Origin of the sequence: Streptomyces sp. ICN903 (assembly GCF_022015835.1) — a bacterium.
GTDB lineage: Bacteria > Actinomycetota > Actinomycetes > Streptomycetales > Streptomycetaceae > Streptomyces > Streptomyces fenghuangensis.
The window spans coordinates 1-4,055 of sequence record NZ_JAKMAY010000416.1; the positions used below are offsets into that span (position 1 = coordinate 1).

The 4,055-nt window shown below is 75.8% G+C and carries 2 protein-coding genes; both read left to right on the forward strand.

Going from position 1 to position 4,055, the window contains the following annotated elements; translation table 11 throughout:
* Positions 1-319 precede the first annotated feature (319 nt).
* Positions 320-2,188 (forward strand): ABC transporter ATP-binding protein, encoded by a 1,869-nt coding sequence (locus L7D48_RS26905; RefSeq protein ID WP_237883409.1) that lies wholly within the window; start codon positions 320-322, stop codon positions 2,186-2,188.
* Complete coding sequence (locus tag L7D48_RS26910; protein WP_237883411.1) at positions 2,185-3,966, forward strand: ABC transporter ATP-binding protein; 1,782 nt, start codon at positions 2,185-2,187, stop codon at positions 3,964-3,966. Before L7D48_RS26905 ends, L7D48_RS26910 begins: the two co-directional genes overlap by 4 nt.
* Positions 3,967-4,055: the final 89 nt, after the last annotated feature.

Genomic DNA, 4,055 nt, shown 5'->3' on the forward strand with positions numbered 1-4,055 from the left:
GGCGGCCGGTCCCGGCTCACCAGCCTACGGTCGCCCGCCCGCCTGCCGCCCGGACGCCGCCGTGCCCGGGCGGGTGGCCTCCCGGACAGCGGTCCTCCGTCCGGGAGGCCACCGGCCGGAGGGCGAGGCCGTGCCTGTCGCCCGCCACGGCGACCGGATGCCGCGCCGGGCGCCGGATCCGGACCGTGTACCGGGCCCGCTCATGCGGTGCACCGTCCCGTCCGCCGCGCGGAAAACCCTTTGCCCTCCCACCGGGGATGGCGGAAGGCTTGCACGGCCGCTTCCGCTTGTCCGACATCGAGACCGCTTCCGGGACGTCATGCGCATTCGCGATCTTCCATATCCCGATCCCGGCGACCCCGACGTACGGTCCGGGTTCCGCCTCATGCTCTGGCTGTGGCGCTCGCAGCTGGGCGGCCAGCTGAAGGCGCTGGCCTGGGGGACGCTCCACATGGCGGCGGTCGCCTCCTTCCCCCTGGCGGTGGGCATGGCCGTACAGGCCGCCACCGAGCGCTCCGGGGACCGGCTGGCCCTCGCGGGCGCCCTGACGGTGGCACTGGGTCTGGCGGTCACCGCCAGCGACACCATGCTGCACCGCGCCGCCATCACCAACTGGATCACCGCCGCGGCCCGGGTGCAGCAGCTGCTGGCCCGGCGGACCGCCGCGCTGGGGGCCGCGCTGACCCGGCGGGTGGCGGCCGGCGAGGTGGTGGCCGTCTCCACCGGGGACATCGAGAAGATCGGCTGGTTCGTCGAGGCCGTCTCCCGCTTCGGCGCCGCTTCGCTGACCACGGCCGGGGTGTGTACGGCCCTGGTCGTGTACGAGCCGCTGCTGGGCGCCGTGGTGACGCTGGGCGTGCTGGCGCTGGTGGCGGCCGTACTGCCGCTGCTGCCGCCGGCGACCCGCCGGGCGGACGCGCAGCGGGCGAAGGCCGGGCGGGCCACCGAACTGGCCGCCGACACCGTGGCCGGGCTGCGGGTGCTGCGCGGCATCGGGGGCGAGGAGCTGTTCCTCGGCAGGTACCGCAGGGCCTCGCAGGAGGTGCGGCGGGCGGCGGTGCGGACCGCGCGGATGTGGTCGCTGATCGACGCCGTGCAGGTGGTGCTGCCGGGGGTGCTGCTGATCGCGGTGGTCTGGCTGGGGGCGCGACTGGCGCTGGACGGCACGGTCGCCGTGGGCGAACTGGTGACGGTGTACGGCGCGGTGACCTTCCTGCTCTTTCCGCTCCGGCTGTTCCAGGAGATCGCCATGGCCTACTCCTTCTCCCGCCCGTCGGCCGAGCGGGCCGCCCGGGTCCTGGCGCTGAGCCGCGGGACGCGGACACAGGACGCGGTGGGTAGGCGCGACGGCGCGCGGACGCTGCCGGACGGCGACCTGTACGACCCGGTGAGCGGGCTGCTCGCCCCTGCCGGAAGTCTGACCGCGGTGGTGTGCGGCGACCCCGACACGGCCGGCCGGCTCGCCGAACGGCTGGGCGGGCACGGCACCGAGTCCGCGGCACAGGCGCCGTCGGTACTGCTGGGCGGGGTCGCCCTGGACGAGGTTCCGCTGGAGGCGGCCCGTGCCGCCGTGCTGGTCCAGGACAAGGACCCGGTGCTGCTGTCGGGCACCTTGGGGGAACTGCTCGACGTGCCGTCGTCCGGTGCGGTCGCGCCCGGGCAGGCGCTGGAGGCGGCCCAGTGCGGCGATGTGCTCGCCGCGCTGGCGCGCGCCGGGGGCGCCCCGGACGGCGACCCGATGCGGGCCCGGATCACCGAGCGCGGCAGGTCGCTGTCGGGCGGCCAGCGCCAGCGGCTGGCGCTGGCCCGGTCGCTGGTCGCCGATCCGCGGGTGCTGGTGCTGGACGAGCCGACCAGCGCCGTCGACTCGCACACCGAGGCGCGTGTCGCCGACGCGCTGCGCCGGCTGCGGGCCGGCCGCACCACGGTGGTGTTCTCCTCCAGTCCGCTGCTGCTGGACCGGGCCGACCGGGTGGCGTTCGTCTCCGGCGGCGCGGTGACCGCCGTCGGCACGCACCGGGAACTGCTGGCGAACGAGCCGGGGTACCGCGCGGTGGTCACCCGTGAGACCGGCGGCGATGACGACCACGACACCGGCGGCACCGGCATGGCCGGCGAAGGCGGGCTCGCGGCCGGCCCGGCCGGGAGCCGGGGGCCTCGGCACGAGCGGATGGAGGAGAGCGCATGATCGGCGTCGCACCGCCCGCCCATGATCCCGCCGCGTCCGAGTCGGCCGCGGTTCTGCCGGTCGGCGCGCCCGGGACCGTGCGCGCCTACGCCGGCGAGCTGGTCCGGCGGCACCGCGGGGCCTTCGCCGTGCTGGTGTCGGTGAACGCCGTCGCGGTGCTGGCCTCCATGGCCGGCCCCTATCTGCTGGGGCGGGTGGTGGAGGACCTCGCGACGGGGGTCCGCGATCTGCGCCTGGAGCGCACCGTCGTCCTGTTCGCCGCGGCCCTGGTCGTCCAGACGGTCTTCGTCCAGCAGGTGCGGCTGCGCGGAGCGGTGCTGGGCGAGCGGATGCTGGCGGATCTGCGCGAGGACTTCCTGGTCCGCTCGGTGCGGCTGCCGCCGGGGGTGCTGGAGCGGGCCGGTACGGGTGACCTGCTGTCCAGGATCACCACCGACATCGACCGGCTGGCGGGCGCCATGCGCGAGGCGGTGCCCCAGCTGTCGATCGGCCTCGTCTGGGCCGCGCTGCTGCTGGGCGCGCTCACGGCCACCGCACCGCCGCTGGCGCTGTCCGTCGTGATCGCCCTGCCGCTGCTGCTGGTGGGCTGCCGCTGGTACTACCGGCGGGCGCCCGCCGCCTACCGTTCCGAGGCGGCGGGCTACGCGGCCGTCGCCGCCGCCCTGGCCGAGACCGTGGACGCCGGGCGGACGGTGGAGGCCCACCGGCTGGGCCCGCGCCGGATCGCCCTGTCCGAGCACCGCATCGGCCGGTGGACGGCGTGGGAGCGCTACACACTGTGGTTGCGCACCGTCCTCTTCCCCGTCGTCAACGGCACCCATGTGCTGATCCTCGGTTCGGTGCTGATGCTCGGCGGCTTCTTCGTACTGCGGGGGTGGATCTCGGTCGGCGAACTGACCACGGGCGCGCTGCTGGCGCAGATGCTGGTCGAACCGATCGGCCTGATCCTGCGCTGGTACGACGAGCTCCAGACAGCCCAGGTGTCCCTGGCCCGGCTGGTCGGGGTGCGGGAGATCGAGCCGGAGTCCGGCGACGGCGCACTGCTCCCGGACGGCCGCGAGGTGCGGGCCGACCGGGTGCGGTTCGGCTACGGCGCGGGCGGCGACGTGCTGCACGGGGTGTCGCTGGACGTCGCGCCCGGTACGCGGGTCGCGCTGGTGGGGCCGTCGGGCGCGGGCAAGTCCACGCTGGGCCGGCTGCTGGCGGGGATCTACGCGCCGCGGACGGGCGAGGTCACGCTCGGCGGGGCCGAGCTGTCCCGGATGCCCGCGGAGCGGGTACGCGAGCACGTGGCGCTGGTCAATCAGGAGCACCACGTCTTCGTCGGTTCGCTGCGCGACAACCTGCTGCTGGCGAACGCGGACGCCGGTGACGCCGAGCTGTGGGCCGCCCTCGCCGCGGTGGACGCCGACGGCTGGGCCCGGAAGCTGGTCGGCGGCCTGGACAGCGAGGTCGGCTCGGGCGGGGAGACGGTCACCCCGGCCCAGGCCCAGCAGATCGCGCTGGCCCGGCTGGTGCTGGCCGATCCGCACACCCTGGTGCTGGACGAGGCGACTTCCCTGCTGGACCCGCGTGCGGCCCGGCACCTCGAGCGCTCGCTGGCGCGGGTACTCGAGGGTCGCACCGTGGTGGCGATCGCGCACCGGCTGCACACCGCGCACGACGCGGATGTGATCGCGGTCGTGGAGGACGGCCGGATCAGCGAGCTGGGAAGCCACGGCGAGCTGGTCGCCGCCGACGGCGCCTACGCCGCGCTGTGGCGGTCCTGGCACGGCTGACCGCGTCCCTTCTTCCGTACGGCCCGGAGCGCTCCGGGCCGTACGGAAGAAGGGCGGGGCGTGCGGCCGGGGAGGGCTCAGCCCGGGAG

Bases quoted from the DNA above. Each gene is read 5' to 3' on its own strand.
- L7D48_RS26905 (WP_237883409.1), top strand. From the start codon at position 320: ATGCGCATTCGCGATCTTCCATATCCCGATCCCGGCGACCCCGACGTA.
- L7D48_RS26910 (WP_237883411.1), top strand. From the start codon at position 2,185: ATGATCGGCGTCGCACCGCCCGCCCATGATCCCGCCGCGTCCGAGTCG.